Raw genomic sequence first — 17,788 nt, 5'->3', positions numbered from 1 at the left:
GATTCGCATGTCCCTTTTTAATGATTTACATCATACTTTTTGGCGATTCCGTGGATTCCCTTTGCACCACCAAACAGTCCCCTATGCGCCAGCATCTCGCCCTCCTTGCCGCTGCCCTTGTCCTCCCCTCCTGCAGGAAGGAGGAGTCCGCCTCACCGGCCGCCCCCCCCCTGCCGCCGAGCACGAGCACGGCACTGGTGCTTGAGCACCATGTGGATGGAGCCCAGCTCGCTTTCGACACCATCAGCTATGTCAATGAGGCCGGGCACGCCTTCTCGGTGACCCGGCTCGAGTACTACGTGAGCGAGATCATCCTCCGTGGGGCCGATTGCTGCGGCACCCCTGACCATGTGATCCCCGGTCCCTTCTACATCAATGGCACCATGAGCAACCGGTTCGAACTGGGCACGCTGCCTGCCGGCGAGTACACCGGCGCCACGCTGCTGCTGGGGCTGCCGGCTTCGCTCAACGTCACCGGAGCGCTGCCGAACACCATGTCCAATGTGAACATGGCATGGCCGGACATGATGGGGGGCGGCTATCACTTCATGAAGTTCGAGGGACACTTCCTCAATGGCACCACTCCCACGGGCTACGCCATGCACATCGGCAGGAACGAGAACCTTCCTGTCTGCGACATGCCCCAATCCTTCGCACTTCATGGGCAGGCCGGTACGCTCACCCTGCGCTTCAACCTCAATGAGGTGTTCCGTGACCCGCACACGTACGACCTGCCCAGCGGCAGCTATTCCATGGGCAGCATGATGCTCATGGGCCTGCTGAAGGACAACTGCGCGAACGCCTTCACCATCAGCCACCAGCCGGCATGAGAACCGGCATCATCCTGCTGCTCGCCATGGGACTACTGGCCGTCTCCTGCCGCAGGGATGCGGCGGACAACCCTGACCTGTGCGCAGCCACCGCCACGCCGATGGAGCTGAGCTACCCCTCCTACTTCCCGCAGCCCGTTCCAGCGCCGGGCAATCCGCTCACCAGGGAGGGGGTGGAGCTCGGCCGCCGGCTCTACTACGATACGCTGCTCTCGCGGAACGGCCCGTTCCAAGGCTTCGCATGCGCCAGCTGCCATGACCAGAGCCGGTCGTTCACGGTGCCGACCGCCTCCACCAATGTGCTCCCGCACGTGAACCTTGCCTGGAGCACCAACTTCCTCTGGAACGGCAAGGTGGCCGGATCGCTGGAGGATGTCATGCGCTTCGAGGTGAACGACTTCTTCCAGGTGGACGTCTCCGTGCTGCATGGGCATTCCGAGTATCCCAGGCTGTTCCAGGAGGCCTTCGGCACCTGCGAAATCGACCGGGAGCATGTGGCGATGGCCCTGGCGCAATGGTTCCGACGAATGACCTCCACCCGCAGCAAATTCGACCGCTACCTCATGGGCGAGGCCACCCTGACCCTGGCGGAGCAGCATGGCGCCATGATCTTCCTCACGGAGGTCGGAGACTGCTTCCACTGCCATGCCACCCCGCTCATGACGGACAATGCCTTCCACAACATCGGGCTATCGGCGGATTTCACCGGCTTCAACACCGGGCGGTACGCCGTCACCGGCAACCCCATGGACATGGGCGCCTTCAAGACCCCCACGCTGCGCAACGTGGCGCTCACGGCGCCCTACATGCACGATGGCCGCTTCGCCACGCTCGAGGAAGTGGTGGAGTTCTACAACAGCGGCGTGCAGCATTCTGCCAGCCTCGACCCCATCATGACCAAGCCCGGAACCGGCACCACCCTGGCCCTGACGCCGCAGCAGAAGGCGGACCTGGTGGCCTTCCTCCATGCCTTGACGGACGAGGCCTTCGTGAATGACCCGGAACTCGGCAGCCCGTTCTGAGGCGGCTCCAACGGTCCGCGCGATGACGGATCGGCCGCTAGCTTAGCCCCCATGCCCGCCGAGCCCAACGGACACCTTGTCCACCTCAGCCAGCTCATCGAGCGCTATTGCTCGCCGGAGTGGAAGGGCCTGCTGCGGGCCCAGAACACGCAGCTGGACGTGGATCGCGGCCAGCCCGTCTTCATGGACGGGCAGGTGGCGGACCGCATGTACATGATCCACCGCGGGCGCGTGAAGGTGGTTGCGCGCCAAGGCAAGAGCCTGGAACGCATCATCCGACTGGCCGGCGACGGTGAGGCATTGGGACATCGCGGCATCGGCGATGACCCGGTCTACACGGCAAGCGCCATCGCCCTGAGCCCGACCCGGGTGAATGTGATCCCGATGCCCCTGTTCCTGAGCACACTGAAGGCCAACAACCTGTTCTGCTACCACTTCCTGCTCTACTTCGCAGCAGAGCTGCGCGTGCTCGACCAGCACCTCAGGGACCTGATGACAATGGATGTCGCGCAGCGCGTAGCGAAGGTCATCCTGCTCTGCAGATCCACCTTCGGCAGCGATACCAAGGATCCGCGGAAGCTGGCCTTCACCCTTCCCCGGCGCGATATCGCGAGCATGGCCGACACCACCTACGAATCGGTGATCCGCACCCTGGGGCATTTCGAGAAGCAGGGCCTCATCGCGCTCTCCGGCAAGGAGATCATCATCCGCCGCGGCCGTGAGCTGGAGAAAGCGATGCGGGGCTGATGGCCTCCACGGAGCCGCCGCCCCAAAGGCCGGTCTACCTTTGCCCGCATGCCGCATCGAGCATCGCAGCCAGAGCCGCAGACCGGGGATACCTCGGAGAAGCTGCGCGAGCGGATCAAGGAACTGCAATGCCTCTACGCCGTGGCACGGATCGCGCAGGCGCAGGACATGGGCCTGGAGCCGATGCTGACGGCGTTCGTGCGCACCATCCCGCAGGGATGGCAATGGCCGGATGCACTCCTGGTCGACCTGGTGCTCGATGACCGCTCCTACGGCCAGCCCGCTGCGGGCGGACCGCACCGGACAGCGCCGATCCTGATCGACGGCGATACGCGCGGCAGCCTTATGGTGGGGTATCCGGCGATGACCACCGATGCCCAGGACGCCTTCCTACCGGAGGAGGAGCAGCTGCTGGAGAAGCTCGCCGCCGAGGCCGCCACCATCGTCGACCGCCACGAGAAGCGGGAACGGCAGCGGCTATTCGAGGCACGCATGCTCCAGAGCGACCGGCTCTCGGTGCTGGGGGAGATCACTGCTGGCATCGCGCACGAGCTCAATACGCCGCTGGGCAATGTATTGGGCTATGCCGAGCTCCTCATGGCGAACGAGAAGGACGCCACGCGACGCGAGGACCTGCAGCGCATCATCGACTCGGCCCTCATCGGGCGTGAAGTGGTGAAGCGCCTGATGTACTTCAGCTGCGAGATGCCCAGCCAGTTCCGAACGCAGGACCTCAATGAGGTGGCCGAAGGCGTGCTGCGCCTGCTGAAGCGGCAGGTGGATGAGGCCCGCGTGCAGCTCGTGCTGCGGCTGGACCGCACGCTGCCTCCCGTGCGGCTGGACCGAGTCCAGTTCGAGCAGGTCCTCACCAATCTGGTGCTGAATGCCGTGGCCGCCATGCGTTCCGGGGGAACGCTCACCCTGACCAGCGAAGGCCATGATGGTCTGGTGAGGCTGCGCGTGTGCGACACCGGCCATGGGATAGCGCCGCAGGACCTGCGAAAGGTGTTCCAGCCTTTCTTCACCACCAAGCCCACCGGCGAGGGCACCGGGCTGGGGCTATCCGTGGCCCATGGCATCGTAACGGGGCACGGCGGCACCATCACCGCGGAGAGCACGCCGGGGCAGGGCGCCTGCTTCACCATCACACTGCCAGCCGCATGAGCGCCCCTTCCCCTTCCGTCCTGCTGGTGGACGATGCCCGTGACATGCTGGAGCTGCTGCGCAGGAGCATGAACGCACTGGGGCTGACGCCCTTCACCGCGAATACCGTGGTGGATGCCATCGAGGTGCTCGAGCACAGCCCGGTGGACCTGGTGATCACCGACCTGAACATGCCCGAGGTGAGCGGCATCCAGCTGGTACGCTACCTCTCGCAGCACTTCCCCGCCATCCCGGTGCTGGTGATCACGGGCTACCCCAAGCTCGAGGATGCGGTGCAGGTGATGAAGCTCGGTGCGGTGGAGTACCTCGTGAAGCCCTTTACGCAGGAAGAGCTGCGGGAGGCGGTGAACCGGGTCCTCAGCAGCATTACCCCACCGGAGGGCCGTGCGGCGGACCCGGATGGGCGCTCATCGTTCCACGGCATCATCGGCCGCTCCCCGGCCATGCAGGAGGTCTACCGCATCATCGAGCGCACCAAGAACAACAGGGCCACGGTGCTGGTGACCGGCGAGAGCGGCACGGGCAAGGAGATGGTGGCGCGCGCCATCCATTACAACAGCACGTTCGCCTCCGCGCCCTTCATCGCCGTCAACTGCGGGGCGATCCCGGACCAGCTGCTGGAGAGCGAGCTCTTCGGTCATGTGAAGGGTGCCTTCACCGGGGCCGCCACCAATCGTGTTGGCTTCTTCCAGGCGGCCGATGGCGGCACGCTCTTCCTCGACGAGATCGGGAACGCCACCCCTGCCGTGCAGGCCAAAATGCTGCGCGCCATCCAGGAGAAGGAGGTCACCATGCTGGGCTCCACCAAGCCGCAGCGCGTGGAGGTGCGCCTGATCTCCGCCGCCAACACCGACCTCCAGGCCATGATCCGGCAAGGCACCTTCCGAGAGGACCTGTATTACCGCATCAACCTGATCAACATCCACATACCGCCCCTCCGCGAGCGCGTGGAGGACATCCCGCTCCTCGTGGACCATTTCAATGCCCGGTTCAGCAAGGAGCAGGGCCAGCGGCCGCTGCGCATCCCCGCGCGCATCATGGATGCCCTGATCGCCTACCCGTGGCCCGGCAATGTGCGCGAACTGGAGAACCTCGTGCACCGCCTTGTGATCCTGAAGGGCGGCTCTGTGGAGATGGACGACCTTCCGCCCCACCTGAAGATGGAGCCGCCACGCGGAACCGATGCGGGACCGCTTGTCACCCTGGCGGAAATGGAGCGCCGGCACATCCAACGCGTGCTGGAAGCCACCGGCAACAACAAGACGAAAGCCGCCGCCGTGCTCGGAATCGATCGCAAGACGCTGCGGGAGAAACTGAAAGAGCCGGGGCATATCACCCCGGGCGGGGAGTCCTGAACCGGCGCCGCGCAACATGGCCAGCGACGGAAACCGAGCCGACCGCCCTTGCATAGTCGCCTTAATGCGTTCATAGCCAGCAGCTGATGCGGCACCCTCCCCATTCAGAGACCGCGCGATGGAGTGCATGGCACAGCCATTGGCGTGGTTGCTGTGGAAGCGATTCCCATGGCCCAGGTACGCACCGCCGTCTCCCTCTGCATGAATTGCCGATACCGGGGCGGATGCCAGTTCGAGCATCAAGCCATTCGGCCCATGCTGCACTGCGAGGCCCATGAAGCGATGGGCGCGGCCGTCAACACGGTCACAGGCCATGTCCGTATTGCGCGGACCGCATCAGCTCCCTACGGCCTGTGCACCACCTGCGACCACCGCGCCCACTGCAGCCTGCGCAGCAGGGAGCGCCTCGTGCTGCAATGCGATCACTTCGAGTAACCCACAAGCACACCAATGCAATCCCCGACGATGGAAAAGAAAGCCGAGCAACGGCAAGGCATGTACAAGGTGGTCATGGACCAGTTCGAACGTGCGGCCGACATCATGGGCCTGGACCCCGGCGTGCGGAAGATCCTGGCCAAGACCAACAGCGAGATCGTGGTCCACTTCCCCGTGAAGCTGGACGACGGCTCCATCGAGGTCTTCACCGGCTACCGCGTGCAGCACAACAACGCGCTCGGGCCCTACAAGGGCGGCCTGCGCTACCACCAGACCGTGGACATCGACTCCGCCCGCGCCCTGGCCATCTGGATGACCTGGAAGACCGCGCTCGCCGGACTGCCCTATGGCGGCGGCAAGGGCGGCGTGGAGATCAATCCCAAGCTCTACTCGCAGGGCGAGCTGGAGCGCATCACCCGCCGCTTCACCTATGCGCTGGGCGACAACATCGGGCCCGACCTGGACATCCCGGCGCCCGATGTGAACACCAACCCGCAGATCATGGCCTGGATCGCGGACACCTACTCCAGCACCAAGTCGCCCGCCACGCGCTTCGCCAACCTGCACGTGGTGACCGGCAAGCCCCTGGGCGCCGGCGGACTGGAAGGCCGTGACCGCGCCACCGGATTCGGCGTGGTGGCCACCCTCAAGTCATGGTCCAAGCGCACCGGCAAGCCCCTGAAGGGCATGCGCTACATCGTGCAGGGCTTCGGCAACGTAGGCTATTGGACCTCGCACTTCCTGGCTGAGGAAGGTGCCGTGCTCATCGCCGTACAGGACGCCAGTGCCACCATCCACAACGTGAACGGCATCGACCCCGAGGACCTGAACCGACACGTGGAGGCCAACAACCGCAGCATCGCCGGTTACGCCAAGGCCGGCACCATGGCACCCGGAGAGTTCTTCGGCCTGCCCTGCGACATCGTGGTGCCCGCCGCGCTCGGCAACCAGATCACCGCGGCCAACGCCGGAAGCATCAAGGCCAACGTGGTGGCCGAAGGCGCCAACGGGCCCACGGACACCGAGGGCGAGGCCATCCTGCGCGCCAACGGCGTGGACATCATCCCCGACATCCTCTGCAACAGCGGCGGCGTGATCGGCAGCTACTACGAGTGGCTCCAGAACAAGCGCAGCGAGATCTGGAAGATCGACCAGGTGCTGGAGATGATCCAGGAGAAGATCGACACCGCCTTCGACAAGGTGGTCACCACCGCCGAGGAGTTCGAAGTGAACTGGCGCGACAGCGCCTACATCGTGGCCCTGCGACGACTGGAGAAGACCTACAAGGAACGTGGCATCTTCCCCTAACATGCCGTCCGATGTCGTGCGGATCCGGAGTGTGGTGAATGCAGATACCCCTGTGGACCGCCGCCATGGCCTGCAGCTGGTGATGCATGCCGACCTGAGGCGGAACAAGCTGTCGGTGCTCTCCGTGATGGGCTCCGCACGCATCGGCTACCGCCAAGGCGCTCGGATCGCCTGGCAGCTGCCGAAGGGTGAAGTGGTAATCCGACTTGACCGCTTGGACAACGCACGCTGCAACCCGGGGCTCCTGCCGGCATGACGGGCAAGCGGCCGACAATGATCCTGGAAGGAAAGAGGGGGGCGTCCTGGGAAGCGCTGGGCCGGTGCCGATGACCGGCCCGCCCCCTCGATCTGGAGCCCTGGGCAATCGCCCGGGGCTCTCTCCTTCACGCCGGTGCCCCCCTCAGTCCCCCTCGGTGCCGATCACGACCGATCCGCATCCCAGCCCGCACGGATCCGCTCGCGCTCATGCATTGATCCGATGCCACCGCACGGTCTCCAGCCCAACGGCCTCGCCGCACCCGCCACTGTAAAGCGCGGCGTCCGTGCCTTCCGGCACCGGACATCAGCGTGAGCACCGATATCATGAGTCCTAGGCGTGCCTCGGAGGTTACCCGAAAATCCCTCCATGACGGAATCGAACACGGCTGCATGCGGCTACCGGCAGCTCAGGGCTCAGGCCTGCTCGATGCGCTCGAAATGCGCGGTGAAGTGCCTGAGGAAACGCGGCTCCCTGATGATGCGGTAGCCCCTCACCTGCCCGCGGGTGCGCATGATCTCCTCGAAGGTCTCGGCCACGTATTCCATGTGGCTTTGGGTGTACACGCGGCGCGGGATGGCCAGGCGCACCAGTTCCATGGGCGAGGGCTTCAGTGAACCATCGGGGAGATAGGTGCCGAACATGACAGAGCCGATCTCCACGCTGCGGATGCCGCCCAGGCGGTAGAGCTCGCACACGAGCGCCTGGCCGGGATACTGCTGCGGCGGGATGTGCGGATAGAGGGACTTGGCATCGATGTACACCGCATGGCCCGCTGCGGAGCGAAATGGCGGTACCCCCATGGAAGCAACTGCTCGCCCTGCCAAGTGGTGCTGTGGTTGCGGTAGTCCAGGCAGTGGGCATCAGGCCGATCCGCCGAGGTGGCCAATGTCACCGTACAGGTATGTTAATGTTCACTTACTTTGTGCCGTTCAAACAGATCACGATCATGAACGGACAACGGAACATCGCCATCGGCTTCCTCACCATGGGGGCCTTCATGCTCTACGGCTTCCTGCTCATCTACCTGCGCGACTTCGCCCCCGACAAGCAGGCGTGGGTGGACAGCTACAGTGTGGGCAAGCACTTCGAGGCACGCCTGGCCCATGTGCATGGCAACCTCTTCGCCTTCCTCAATGTGGTGATGGGCTACCTGCTGCTCCACTTCGGCGAACGGCTGCGATGGTCCGCGCTCACGTCCTGGCTGGGGCTCATCGGCCTCCTGATGCCCCTCGGCATCCTCGCTGAAGTTTATCTGGGTGCACCTCCCGTGTTCGTCCTCATCGGCGCGCTGGCCATGACCGCTTCGGTCTTCCTGCTCGGCACAGCCTTCTTCCACCTCAAGCCACACCATGGACATTAAGCCGCGCCAACTGGAGATCATCGAAGCCGCCGGACAACTGGTGACCGAAGATGGTTTCGCAGCGCTCACCACCAAGCGCCTGGCTGAACGCATGCACTTTACCGAAGCGGCGCTCTACCGGCACTTCAAGAGCAAGGAGGAGATCCTGGTGACCATGTTGAACCACCTTGCTGAGAACATCGATGAGCGGCTTGGGCATTTGGCCGACGAGCATGCGGACCCGGTGGAGCGCGTCCGGGCCATGTTCGACAGCCAGTTCACCTACTTCCAGAAGAACCCGCAATACCTGATGGCCATTTTCGCCACGGGGATGCTGGAAGCCTCACACGGCATCGATACCGGCATCGAGCGCATCATGGTGGTAAAGCGCCGCCACCTGCTCAACGCCATCAAGGACGGGCAACGATCGGGTGTCTTCACCTCGGACCACACGGCCGAAACGCTCGGTCACATCCTCATGGGCACCTTCCGCCTGCACATGCTGCAATGGCGCATGAGCGGCCGCTCCTTCGATGTGCGCCGGAAAGGCATGTCCCTCATCGTTGCCACCCTGAACCTCATCACGTGCTGAGCCGCCATGGGAATCAGTAAGCTTACACGCATCGCCCTCGGCCTAGTGGTCATCGCGTTCGGCGCGCTCACACTCTTCCTGAGCGCCTCCGTGCTGCTGGACCTCTTCGGTATCCGCGAACGCGAGTCGCCTTATGTGCCTGCGGTGGTGATCGCCAACCTGTTCGCGTCCCTTCTGTACCTACCTGCCGGTGCAGGCCTGCTGATGAAGCGACGCTGGTCGGCCCCGCTGCTGGCCGCTGCTGTGGGCGTGCTGCTCGTGGGCGCCTTGATTCTCGCCTTGCATGTCACGGAAGGCGGTGCATACCGCACGGCCACCATTGGAGCGCTCACGTTCCGGACGCTGCTCACGTGGGCCTTCCACCTCCTGGCGCGCCGGGCCTTGTGCCACACTGAACAACCTGCTGAACGCTTCCACGCATGAACCGCATCTTACTTCCCCTCCTCCTCCTGGCGACCGCCGCGTTCTATGGCAGCTGTGGTGAACACACCCACGAGGCCGCTGCACACGCCGACCACACGACCAGCCCAGCGGACAGCACCCCGGCTACGGACCACGACGCACTGCCCCCCGTTACCCTCAACAACGGCCTGCGCTGGCAAGCCAATCCGGAGACCACCGCGGGCATTGCCAACATGGTGGGCATACTCGCTGCCTACGATCCATCGACCGGTGACCCCAAGGCGCTGAAGGCCGCACTGGAGGAGGAGTTCGGGCTCATTTCCGAGCGTTGCACCATGACCGGCGAAGCGCACAACCAGTTGCACAACTACTTACTACCCATCCACCACCAGCTGCGCGAGTTTGAGGCCACCGACGTACAACGCAACGCCTTGGGCGAGCACTTGGCAGCGTACGGCAACTACTTTGAATGATGCGCCTGGTCAGCTCCATACGGCCCTTCCTGGGCGCGGCGATGTTAGCCTGGTCACTCGTTGCCACTGCACAGCAACCCACCTCCGTGCTGTCGCTGCAGGCGTGCATCGACCAGGCGCTGGTCAACGACCAACGTGTGCGCGCTGCGGAGATCGACCAACGCATGGCCGGGGCGCGGGTGGACGAGCAACGCGCCGGCCTGTTGCCCAAGGTGCGGGCGCTGGCGGATATGCGGCACTATGCGCAGTTGCCCTATCAACTGCTTCCCTCTTCCTTCTTCGGTGGTCCCGAAGGCGTGTACCGCGAGATCCAGTTCGGCACACCGGACAACATTTCCATGAACGTGCAGGCCCAGTTGCCTTTGGTGGATGTAGGTAGCTGGGAGAGCATCCATGTGGCGCGCGAGGCGGAACGCCTGGCTGGCATCCAACGCGAACGCGGCCGCGAAGAGGTGGTGCTGGATGTGAGCAATGCGTACTACAATGCCCAGGTGCTCCAGGCACGCCGCACGTTCCTGGACAGCAACCTGCAGAGCACCGAGGCCATGCTCCGGAACGTGGAACTGCTCCACGCGCAACTGCTGGCGCGGGGCACCGATGTAGATCGGCTACGACTGCAACGCGACCAATTGCGCACCCAGCTTGAACGCGTGGGGGCCCAACAGGAACAGGTGCTCGACCTCATGCGCCTGATGACGGGCCTCCCCGCCGATGCGCCGTTGGCCACAGAACCTGCTTCACCGTCCGCGAACCCTGCACCGGCAACACCAAGACCCACCGCCGGACTGCGCCTCGCCGAACAGACCATGCTGCTCCGTCATGCGGAGATCCGCCTGTTGAAACGATCGCGCCTGCCTTCCCTCCAAGGCTATGGTTTGCTGGGCAACACCGGCTTCGGCCCCATCGGCAGCGAGGGTCGCTACGACTTCTATCCCGTAAGCTACTTCGGAGCCACCCTGCAAGTGCCTCTCTTCAATGGCACGGTGATCACCCGCAAGGTGGCACAGAAGGAACTGGAGTTGGAACGCGCCGGTCTGCTGCGCGATGCGGTGGCCGACCGTGAAGGCTTGGAACAACGACGCGCCGCGCGTGACGAGGCCCTTGCCTTCCGTACGCTCGCTGATGCGGAAGCGCAGCTCACACTGGCTGACCGCATCCGCCGCAGCACCCTGCTGCAACATGCGGAAGGGGTGGCAACGCTCACCGACCTGCTGCTGGCCGACCAGGCCGTGCGTGAAGGCCAACAGCTGTACATCGATGCCTTGGTGCAACTGCGCAAGGCCCAACTGGAACTGGCGCGCCTCAACGGCACGCTGCTGAACGAACGCCCATGAAACGCTGGATGCTCTGGATCGGATTGATCGCCTTGCTGGCGCTCACCGTGGTGAAACTGGCCCTGAACAAGCGGACGGTGATCGAACGCGTGTACCGGCACGACAAGCACGCCCCCGTGCATGTAACTGTTGAAGCCGTGCTGGCAGGGAGAGGTGGGCAAGGGCCGCGATATGGCGGCACCATTGTGCCGGTGCGCGAAGGACGCGTAATGGCCGAGGTGCCAGGTCGCGTGCTACACGTTGCCGTCCGCGAGGGTCAGCAGGTGCGCAAGGGCGACCTGCTCGCACAGCTCGACGGTGAATTCCTGCGCCTACAGCAGGAAGCGGCACTGGTCCAGGTGGCGGCGCTTGAAAAGGACCTAGCGCGCTATCGCGTGCTCACCGCCGCTGATGCGGTGCAAGGAGTTCAGCTGGAGAAGACCGAACAGGCCCTGCACAGTGCGCGCATCCAACTGGCAAACGTTACCGAGCAGCTCCAACGCACCACCATCCGCGCGCCCTTCGATGGCGAGGTGACCCAACTGTTGGTGCAGGAGGGTTCGGTGGTGGCGCCGTCCATGCCCGTGGCCACGCTCAGTGACCCGCGCGAGTTGGAGGTGCTGCTCCACGTCAACGAGAAGGATGTCGCCCAGTTCCAGCATGGACAGACCGTGCAGGTGACCATGGGTGATCGGTCCACACCATTCACCGGTACGGTACACAGCATCGGCCGGCGAGGCGATGTGGCGAACCGTTTCCCCGTGCGCATCGCACTGTCGGCCGACACCCGCATCGTGGCCGGGATGTCCACAACGGTGATACTGCCCAACTCCACAACAGTTGATCAGGTTACCATTCCGGCCCGTGCTCTTTTGGGCTCCGCCATCGAACCGGAGGTGTATGTGGTGCGCGACAGTGTGGCCCGCCGCATGCCCATTGCGGTGGCCACCGCCGGCGATGGAAGGATGATCGTGCAGCGGGGGCTTACGGCAGGCGACCTCGTTGTGACCAGCGGTGCCGTGAGCCTGCACGATGGCGCCCGTGTGACCTACCGATGAACAACGCGCATCCCGCAAGGCCATGAACCTTACCCGCATCGCCATCGAGCGCCCGTCGCTCATCATCGTCCTCTTTGGTGTGCTCTTCCTCGGCGGCATCGTGGCCTACAAGGGCCTGGGCGTGGAAATGATGCCCGACTTCAGCCAGCCGGTGATCACCATCCGCACCATGTACCCGGGGGCCGCGCCCGAGGAAGTGGCCAACAGCGTGACCCGGCCGGTGGAGGATGCTCTGAGCGCCTTGGAACGGGTGGACTTCATCAGCAGCCGATCCCTGGCCAACGCCTCCATAGTCATTGTCAACTTCAAGTACGGCGCCGACCTGGACCTGGCCATGCAGGATGCCCAACGCCGCATCGACAATATCCGGAAAGACCTCCCCGAAGGCCTTCAGCCACCGGTGATGTCGAAGGTCTCCCCGAACGACCTGCCCATCATGAGCCTCAGTGTGCTCAGCGACAGGTCTGCCCCGGAATTCCACCAGCACCTGGTGGACCAGCTGCTGCCCCGTATCCAGCAACTGAAGGGCGTGGCGGAGATCACCCTGTTGGGCGGTGAACAGCGCGAGGTGCAAGTAAAGGTTGACCAGGAACGCCTGTTGTTGCACAAGGTGGCTCTGCCGCAGGTGAGCGAGGCCATTCTTCGCGCCGGGCGGGAAGTGCCGGCAGGTGCTGTGCGCACCACGGATGGACAGCTCACCGTGAAGCTCGCTGGCAAGCTGCACACTGTGCAGGATGTGGAGGAAGTGGTGATATCCATGCCCGCCCCGGGGTCCGTGGTGCGCGTGAAGGACGTGGCCATGGTGGTGGATGGCGTGGCCGACCCCACTTCGGTGAGCCGCTACAACGGTCGTGAAGGCATCGGCCTGCTCATCAAGAAACAGGGCGATGCGAACGCGGTGGACGTGAGCGCCGCCGTGCGCGCGGAACTGGCTCGCATCGAAGCCGAGGAAGCCGCCTTCGGCACGCGCTTCATCATCGCATCGGACAGCACCGACACCACCATGGAGGCGGTGAACGCCGTGCTCTTCGACCTGGGCCTGGCCATCGTGCTCGTCAGCATCGTCATGCTCCTGTTCCTGCGCAGCCTGCGCAACTCGCTCATCGTACTGGTGGCCATCCCGGCCTCGCTCGTGAGCGCATTCGTGGCCATGGGCCTCTTCGGCTACACACTCAATCTGATGACGCTGCTGGCCATGTCGCTCATCATCGGCATCCTGGTGGATGACAGCATCGTGATCCTGGAGAACATCCAGCGCTACCTGGACAAGGGTCTGGATAAGCGCCAGGCCGCACTCATCGGCCGCGCGGAGATCGGCTTCTCGGCCTTGTCCATCACCCTCGTGGATGTGGTGGTCTTTCTCCCCATCATCTTCGTGCAGGTCTTCGTGGCCGACCTGCTCAAGCAGTTCAGCGTGGTGGTGGTGGTCTCCACCCTTATGAGCCTCTTCGTCAGTTTCACGCTCACTCCATGGCTGGCCTCGCGCATGGGCCAGCGCGAGGACCTGAAGCCCACCACCAGTTGGGCCCGCGCCCTGCTCCGCTTCGAGCATGGCCTGGACCAACTGAACGAATGGTATGCCCGTCAGCTCCGCTGGGTGTTGACGCACCGGGCCGCCTTCCTTGGCATCGTGCTGCTACTATTCGCGGCCATGGGAGCCATCATCAAGCAAGGCATCATGACCAAGGAGCTCATCGCCACCGGCGACCAAGGCATCTTCCGCCTCACCTTGGAATACGACAAACAAGTGCCTTTGCAGGAGAACAACCTGCGCAGCCGCGCGCTGGAGGAGCATATGTTGCAACGGCCCGAGGTGGCCAATGTCTTCAGCAACGTAGGTGGCCCCAGCACCGGCATCGGCAGCATGGGCGTGGGTGCCGAATACCGCAGTGAGCTCACCATCGACCTGGTGCCTAAGGCCCAGCGCGACGGCCGCAGTACCGAAGCCACCATGATGATGCTTCGCGAAGATCTGCTTCAGCACTTCCCTGGTGTGGACATCACGATGGCCACCATCGGCCTGGTGCCGCGCAGCGCCCCGGTGGAGATCACCCTGAGCGGCGCTAACAGGGACCTGGTGATGCGCACGGCCCACATCCTGAAGGACACCCTCGCTGGCATACCCGGCGCCAACAACGTGCGCCTGAGCATCGAAAGCGGCGCTCCTGAGCTGCAGGTACACCTGGACCGCGACCGCATGGCGCAGCTAGGCCTTGGCACCGCTGCCGTGGGCGCCACCCTGCGCAATGCCCTCGCCGGCAACGATGATGCGCGCCTCTTCCAGGATGGCACTGAGTACCCCATCCGCGTTCGCGTGGACGACATTCAACGGCGCGATGCGCAGGACATGGAGCGCCTCCTCTTCGTGAACGCGGCCGGTATGCCCGTGCGGCTGGCGCAGTTCGCCACCGTGGAACGTCACGAACCGCCTGCCATGGTGGAGCGCCTGGACCGCATGAGCGCCGTGACCCTCACCGCCGATGCCCTGGGTCGAGGTTCGGGCAGCGTGGCCGATGATGTGGTGGCCTACCTGGGCAACAATCCCTTGCCCGAAGAGGTGCGCCTCACCTGGGGCAGCGATGTGAAGCGGCAGAACGACAGCTTCGGCGCACTGGGCGGCGCACTGCTCATCTCCTTCATCCTCGTCTACCTAGTGATGGTGGCCCTCTATGACAGCTTCCTCTACCCTTTCGTGGTGCTCTTCAGCATCCCCGTGGCCGTCATCGGTGCCTTCCTCGCGCTCAATCTCAGCCTGTCTTCGCTCAGCCTGTTCACGCTGCTGGGGCTCATCATGCTGCTGGGCCTGGTGGCCAAGAACGCCATCCTCATCGTGGACCGTACCAACCAGCTGAAGGCCGAGGGCATGCACTACGTGGAAGCGCTGGTGGAGGCCGGCCGCACCCGCCTGCGCCCCATCCTCATGACCACCATCGCCATGGTCTTCGGAATGCTGCCCATCGCACTGGCCACCGGCACCGGCAGCGAATGGAAGAACGGCCTGGCCTGGGTCATCATCGGCGGCCTCACCAGCAGCATGCTGCTCACCGTGTACCTGGTTCCGGTGATGTACCACCTGCTGGAAGGAGCGAAGAACACCGTGGCAGGCTGGCGCATCGCCTCATCGAACAGGTCGGCAGCCGCCCCCTGAACAACGATCGATCATCGAACAACAACACCTCAAGACCATGTCCACCACTACGACGAACCCCACCCTGCGCGCCGCGATCAAATTCCGCCACCTGTCCGATGCCATCCGAAGCGATCGGGCCATGATCGACCAGGCCCGGGAACGCATGGCCGGGAAACTGAAGCAGGCGGAAGAACTCGCCGCGCTCCATGGGGATGCCGCCTTCCGCGCGGCGTTCGACGCACAGCTCCAGCTGCTCCGCCTTCCACAGCAGCAGGTCATGGACCTGTTGAAGAATGCTGCGGATCTCCTCATGGACGGCGCTTCACCCGAGGTGAACTGGCCGTTGATGCAGGAACAGCTCCAACTGGTCTCCACACACTTCAGGGACATGGCCTCGCTCCCCCTTGGCGCCGCTGACAGTGCCGAACAAGGCGATTGGCATACCCTGTGGCAGGTGATGGCAGCTGATCTGGAGGCGATCCGCGGCATCTGCACTGCCGCTTACTTCAAAGCGCATCTCCTCGCCGAGCTGGGTGCCGCAAAGGCGGACGAGCTCACCGCCACCATCCTCAAATACATCCCCCACAAGTACTCCATCGCCGAGGCCGAACGCTACGAGCGCGACTACCTCGAAGCCATGCAGGCCATCAAGGAGGAAGCCGGCAAGCAGGCGAACCTTTGAGACCGTGTGCTCAACGTTATCGCAGGAGCCATTCCCTTCGAGCAGTCGCCTGCCGAACGTGTGATGATGCAGCGCTGGGTGAATGGCGAGAAAGGCGAGCTGTGACCCGAAGGGGACCAAGGCGCGCTATATCTCCTCGAAATGCGCCGTGAAGTGCCGTAGGAAACGCGGCTCCTTGATGATGCGGTAGCCGCGCACCTGCTCGCGCGTGCGCATGATCTCCTCGAAGGTCTCGGCCACGTACTCCATGTGGCTCTGGGTGTACACGCGGCGCGGGATGGCCAGGCGCACCAGCTCCATGGGTGAGGGCTTCAGCGAGCCATCGGGCAGGTAGGTGCCGAACATGACCGAGCCGATCTCCACGCTGCGGATGCCGCCCAGCCGGTAGAGCTCGCACACCAGCGCCTGCCCGGGGTACTGGTCCGGCGGGATGTGCGGATAGAGCGCCTTGGCATCGATGTACACCGCATGGCCCCCGATGGGACGCATCAGCGGAACGCCCAGTTCATGCAGCTTGCGGCCCACGAAGGTGGTGCTCTTGATGCGGTAGTCCAGGTAGTGGGGATCGAAGACCTCCTGCAGGCCGATGGCGATGGCCTCCATGTCACGCCCGCTGAGGCCGCCGTAGGTGGTGAAGCCCTCGGTGATGATGAGCAGGTTGATGCAGGCCTCGGCCAGCGCTGCATCACGCACGGAGAGGAAGCCGCCCATGTTCACCAGCGCATCCTTCTTGGCGCTCATGATGGCCCCATCGGCCAGGGCGAACAGCCGTTGCGCGATCTGGCGGTAGGACAAGCCCTCCATGCCCTCCTCGCGGTCCTTGATGAACCAGCTATTCTCCGCGATGCGGCAGCAATCGAGCAGGAAGGGTACCCCGTGGCGTTTGCAGATGGCGGCCACGCCCTCGGCATTGGCCAGGCTCACCGGTTGTCCGCCGCCGCTGTTGTTGGTGACGGTGAGGATGACGGCGCCCACGTTGCCCTTGTGCTCCTTGAGCAGATGGTCCAGCTCGGCCACGTCCATGTTCCCCTTGAAGGGATGCATGAGAGCAGGGTCGCGGCCTTCGGCAATGGGGATGTCGATGGCGGTGGCACCGGTGAACTCGATGTTGGCGCGGGTGGTGTCGAAGTGGGTGTTGCTGATGAAGACCTTGCCCGGACCGCCCAAATGGCCGTAGAGGATGCGTTCGGCGGCGCGGCCCTGGTGGGTGGGCAGCACATGCTCCATGCCGGTGAGGTCCTGCACCTCGGCGAGCATGCGCTCCCAGCTGCGCGAACCGGCGTAGGCCTCGTCGCCCTCCATCATGCCCGCCCATTGGTGCGCGCTCATGGCGCTGGTGCCGCTGTCGGTCATCAGGTCGATGATCACATCACGCGACCGGAGCAGGAACGGATTGTAGTGGGCCTCCTTGAGATACTCCACGCGTTCCGCCTCCGTGCTGAGGCCGATGGGTTCCACGCTCTTGATGCGGAAGGGTTCGATGATGGTGCGGTGCTTCATGAGGTTGCAGGGCCTGATTGTCGGGCCGAAGTGGACAAAACTGTCCGTTGCCATCGGGACCTCGCATGACGACCATCACCCTGCATGGGAGATGTATAATCAACTGCCACCAGTGCCATAGCAACGGTGGCATGATCATGGAACTGACGCCGCTCACATTTGGCGGACTGTGCGGCCAT

At 64.1% G+C, this 17,788-nt stretch carries 18 protein-coding genes; 16 read left to right on the top strand and 2 right to left on the bottom strand.

All coding sequences use genetic code 11. The features are described 5' to 3' along the window. The first annotated feature begins 83 nt into the window (after positions 1 to 83). From QY325_02470 to QY325_02435, 8 genes are all read left to right on the top strand, one after another. A complete protein-coding gene (locus QY325_02470; GenBank protein WKZ66797.1) occupies positions 84 to 830 on the top strand; it encodes a hypothetical protein in 747 nt (248 codons plus the stop codon). After that, positions 827 to 1,852: a cytochrome c peroxidase gene (locus QY325_02465; GenBank protein WKZ66796.1), complete on the top strand. Its 1,026-nt coding sequence runs from the start codon at positions 827 to 829 to the stop codon at positions 1,850 to 1,852. The genes QY325_02470 and QY325_02465 overlap by 4 nt, the downstream gene beginning before the upstream one ends. 51 nt (positions 1,853 to 1,903) lie before the next feature. Next, positions 1,904 to 2,599 carry a Crp/Fnr family transcriptional regulator gene (locus QY325_02460; GenBank protein WKZ66795.1) on the top strand — a complete coding sequence of 232 codons (696 nt, stop codon included), beginning with the start codon at positions 1,904 to 1,906 and terminating at the stop codon, positions 2,597 to 2,599. 48 nt (positions 2,600 to 2,647) lie between these two features. After that, entirely contained in the window at positions 2,648 to 3,763 is a 1,116-nt protein-coding gene (locus QY325_02455) for an ATP-binding protein (protein WKZ66794.1), read from the top strand. Next, positions 3,760 to 5,118, top strand: a complete 1,359-nt coding sequence (locus QY325_02450) for a sigma-54 dependent transcriptional regulator (protein WKZ66793.1) — start codon at positions 3,760 to 3,762, stop codon at positions 5,116 to 5,118. The genes QY325_02455 and QY325_02450 overlap by 4 nt, the downstream gene beginning before the upstream one ends. Positions 5,119 to 5,286: 168 nt before the next feature. Beyond that, a complete protein-coding gene (locus QY325_02445; protein ID WKZ66792.1) occupies positions 5,287 to 5,553 on the top strand; it encodes a hypothetical protein in 267 nt (88 codons plus the stop codon). Between the two features lie 30 nt (positions 5,554 to 5,583). Then, a complete protein-coding gene (locus tag QY325_02440; GenBank protein WKZ66791.1) occupies positions 5,584 to 6,861 on the top strand; it encodes a Glu/Leu/Phe/Val dehydrogenase in 1,278 nt (425 codons plus the stop codon). 1 nt (position 6,862) lies between these two features. Continuing rightward, complete coding sequence (locus QY325_02435) at positions 6,863 to 7,117, top strand: hypothetical protein (GenBank protein ID WKZ66790.1); 255 nt, start codon at positions 6,863 to 6,865, stop codon at positions 7,115 to 7,117. 416 nt (positions 7,118 to 7,533) lie between these two features. Here the strand turns inward: QY325_02435 and QY325_02430 are convergent, their stop codons facing one another. Next, complete coding sequence (locus QY325_02430) at positions 7,534 to 7,920, bottom strand: beta-eliminating lyase-related protein (GenBank protein WKZ66789.1); 387 nt, start codon at positions 7,918 to 7,920, stop codon at positions 7,534 to 7,536. Positions 7,921 to 8,066: 146 nt separating this feature from the next. Between QY325_02430 and QY325_02425 the strand changes: the two genes are divergently transcribed. The 8 genes from QY325_02425 to QY325_02390 are packed head-to-tail and all read left to right on the top strand — an operon-like array spanning position 8,067 to position 16,109. Next, on the top strand, positions 8,067 to 8,480 hold the full coding sequence (locus QY325_02425) for a hypothetical protein (GenBank protein ID WKZ66788.1): 414 nt from the start codon (positions 8,067 to 8,069) through the stop codon (positions 8,478 to 8,480). Then, positions 8,470 to 9,051, top strand: a complete 582-nt coding sequence (locus QY325_02420) for a TetR/AcrR family transcriptional regulator (GenBank protein ID WKZ66787.1) — start codon at positions 8,470 to 8,472, stop codon at positions 9,049 to 9,051. Before QY325_02425 ends, QY325_02420 begins: the two co-directional genes overlap by 11 nt. 6 nt (positions 9,052 to 9,057) lie before the next feature. Then, a complete protein-coding gene (locus QY325_02415) occupies positions 9,058 to 9,474 on the top strand; it encodes a hypothetical protein (protein WKZ66786.1) in 417 nt (138 codons plus the stop codon). Continuing rightward, positions 9,471 to 9,926 (top strand): hypothetical protein, encoded by a 456-nt coding sequence (locus tag QY325_02410; protein WKZ66785.1) that lies wholly within the window; start codon positions 9,471 to 9,473, stop codon positions 9,924 to 9,926. Before QY325_02415 ends, QY325_02410 begins: the two co-directional genes overlap by 4 nt. Continuing rightward, a complete protein-coding gene (locus QY325_02405; protein ID WKZ66784.1) occupies positions 9,923 to 11,260 on the top strand; it encodes a TolC family protein in 1,338 nt (445 codons plus the stop codon). The genes QY325_02410 and QY325_02405 overlap by 4 nt, the downstream gene beginning before the upstream one ends. Continuing rightward, entirely contained in the window at positions 11,257 to 12,297 is a 1,041-nt protein-coding gene (locus QY325_02400) for an efflux RND transporter periplasmic adaptor subunit (GenBank protein WKZ66783.1), read from the top strand. The genes QY325_02405 and QY325_02400 overlap by 4 nt, the downstream gene beginning before the upstream one ends. A gap of 22 nt (positions 12,298 to 12,319) precedes the next feature. Continuing rightward, entirely contained in the window at positions 12,320 to 15,445 is a 3,126-nt protein-coding gene (locus QY325_02395) for an efflux RND transporter permease subunit (GenBank protein WKZ66782.1), read from the top strand. A gap of 37 nt (positions 15,446 to 15,482) precedes the next feature. Beyond that, entirely contained in the window at positions 15,483 to 16,109 is a 627-nt protein-coding gene (locus QY325_02390; GenBank protein ID WKZ66781.1) for a hypothetical protein, read from the top strand. 126 nt (positions 16,110 to 16,235) lie between these two features. Here QY325_02390 and QY325_02385 read toward each other — a convergent pair whose 3' ends face one another. After that, positions 16,236 to 17,609, bottom strand: coding sequence for a tryptophanase (locus tag QY325_02385; GenBank protein WKZ66780.1), 1,374 nt, complete (start codon positions 17,607 to 17,609; stop codon positions 16,236 to 16,238). Positions 17,610 to 17,788 lie beyond the last annotated feature (179 nt).

The sequence above is a fragment of the Flavobacteriales bacterium genome (assembly GCA_030584065.1).
Taxonomy (GTDB): domain Bacteria; phylum Bacteroidota; class Bacteroidia; order Flavobacteriales_F; family PHOS-HE28; genus PHOS-HE28.
This window is presented reverse-complemented; position numbering and strand designations above follow the sequence as displayed.

What these genes read in the sequence shown, in the direction of transcription:
- QY325_02470 (WKZ66797.1), top strand. Translation starts at nt 84, where the DNA reads ATGCGCCAGCATCTCGCCCTCCTTGCCGCTGCCCTTGTCCTCCCCTCC.
- QY325_02465 (WKZ66796.1), top strand. Translation starts at nt 827, where the DNA reads ATGAGAACCGGCATCATCCTGCTGCTCGCCATGGGACTACTGGCCGTC.
- QY325_02460 (WKZ66795.1), top strand. Translation starts at nt 1,904, where the DNA reads ATGCCCGCCGAGCCCAACGGACACCTTGTCCACCTCAGCCAGCTCATC.
- QY325_02455 (WKZ66794.1), top strand. Translation starts at nt 2,648, where the DNA reads ATGCCGCATCGAGCATCGCAGCCAGAGCCGCAGACCGGGGATACCTCG.
- QY325_02450 (WKZ66793.1), top strand. Translation starts at nt 3,760, where the DNA reads ATGAGCGCCCCTTCCCCTTCCGTCCTGCTGGTGGACGATGCCCGTGAC.
- QY325_02445 (WKZ66792.1), top strand. Translation starts at nt 5,287, where the DNA reads ATGGCCCAGGTACGCACCGCCGTCTCCCTCTGCATGAATTGCCGATAC.
- QY325_02440 (WKZ66791.1), top strand. Translation starts at nt 5,584, where the DNA reads ATGGAAAAGAAAGCCGAGCAACGGCAAGGCATGTACAAGGTGGTCATG.
- QY325_02435 (WKZ66790.1), top strand. Translation starts at nt 6,863, where the DNA reads ATGCCGTCCGATGTCGTGCGGATCCGGAGTGTGGTGAATGCAGATACC.
- QY325_02430 (WKZ66789.1), bottom strand. Translation starts at nt 7,920, where the DNA reads ATGGGGGTACCGCCATTTCGCTCCGCAGCGGGCCATGCGGTGTACATC.
- QY325_02425 (WKZ66788.1), top strand. Translation starts at nt 8,067, where the DNA reads ATGAACGGACAACGGAACATCGCCATCGGCTTCCTCACCATGGGGGCC.
- QY325_02420 (WKZ66787.1), top strand. Translation starts at nt 8,470, where the DNA reads ATGGACATTAAGCCGCGCCAACTGGAGATCATCGAAGCCGCCGGACAA.
- QY325_02415 (WKZ66786.1), top strand. Translation starts at nt 9,058, where the DNA reads ATGGGAATCAGTAAGCTTACACGCATCGCCCTCGGCCTAGTGGTCATC.
- QY325_02410 (WKZ66785.1), top strand. Translation starts at nt 9,471, where the DNA reads ATGAACCGCATCTTACTTCCCCTCCTCCTCCTGGCGACCGCCGCGTTC.
- QY325_02405 (WKZ66784.1), top strand. Translation starts at nt 9,923, where the DNA reads ATGATGCGCCTGGTCAGCTCCATACGGCCCTTCCTGGGCGCGGCGATG.
- QY325_02400 (WKZ66783.1), top strand. Translation starts at nt 11,257, where the DNA reads ATGAAACGCTGGATGCTCTGGATCGGATTGATCGCCTTGCTGGCGCTC.
- QY325_02395 (WKZ66782.1), top strand. Translation starts at nt 12,320, where the DNA reads ATGAACCTTACCCGCATCGCCATCGAGCGCCCGTCGCTCATCATCGTC.
- QY325_02390 (WKZ66781.1), top strand. Translation starts at nt 15,483, where the DNA reads ATGTCCACCACTACGACGAACCCCACCCTGCGCGCCGCGATCAAATTC.
- QY325_02385 (WKZ66780.1), bottom strand. Translation starts at nt 17,609, where the DNA reads ATGAAGCACCGCACCATCATCGAACCCTTCCGCATCAAGAGCGTGGAA.